Origin of the sequence: Methylacidimicrobium tartarophylax (assembly GCF_902143375.2) — a bacterium.
GTDB lineage: Bacteria > Verrucomicrobiota > Verrucomicrobiia > Methylacidiphilales > Methylacidiphilaceae > Methylacidimicrobium > Methylacidimicrobium tartarophylax.
Genome location: NZ_CABFVA020000057.1, coordinates 1 through 928 on the forward strand (window position 1 = coordinate 1; position 928 = coordinate 928).

General features: G+C 65.7%; 1 protein-coding gene. It reads left to right on the forward strand.

Annotated features, from left to right (window positions below):
* On the forward strand, positions 1–928 hold a 928-nt coding region (locus MAMT_RS05140; protein ID WP_142659932.1), incomplete at both ends, for an N-acetylmuramic acid 6-phosphate etherase.

Here is a 928-nt window from a genome sequence, read left to right on the forward strand (position 1 = left end):
TCGCCGCACTCGCTCCCTGTGTTCTGGAGCGGGCGGCGGAGGGAGATCCTCTCGCGGTCGACATCGTGCGATCCCGCTCGAGCCTTCTGGCCGATCAGGTCGGACATGTGGCGGAAAGGCTCCGGTTCGAGCGGCCGAAGCTCGCCTTGATTGGCGGACTTTTCGAGCACAACGAGGCCTACGGGAAGCTCTTCGGCGAGGTGGTGCGTTCCCGGTTGGCGGTCCGCGAGATTTTTGTCTCTCGCGTTCCGGGAGCGCTGGGTGCGGCTCGGCTGGTCGACGACGGAGCCGGCGCCTCTCTCGTGAGCAATACGATGCCCGGACCGCGCATCTCGCGCGAAATCTCCGCTTCTTTAGGGGGTGCGCTTACCGAAGAAAGAAACCCTCGCTCTCGATTTCTCGAACGGAAATCTGTTGCAGAGCTTGTCGAGCTCTTTCTCTCCGAAGAGCGCTTCGTCGAGCAGGCCCTCCGGGACCGCAAAGAGGCGCTCGTGACGGTGGCAGAGGCGGTGGCGGCGGCCTTGTCGCGAGGGAAACGGCTCTTTTACGTCGGTGCCGGAACCAGTGGGCGCCTGGGGGCGCTCGATGCGAGCGAGATCCCGCCCACTTTCGGCGTCTCCGCCGATCTCGTGCAAGCCATCATGGCGGGAGGATCGGAAGCCTTCTTCCGGAGCCGTGAAGGGGCGGAAGACGATCGCGGGGCGGGGGAGCGCAGCGTGCTCGAACGCGGGGTGAGTGAGGGAGACATCGTCTGCGGAATCACCGCGAGCGGGCGCACCCCCTTCGTTTTGGGCGCGCTGCAGCAAGCGGCATCTATCGGAGCCCTGCCGATCCTCTTGAGCTGCAACCCTCAGCGTCCCGCTGCCCCCTTTGTCCGTTGCTCGATCGATCTGCCCACCGGCCCGGAAATCGTGGCCGGCTCGACCCG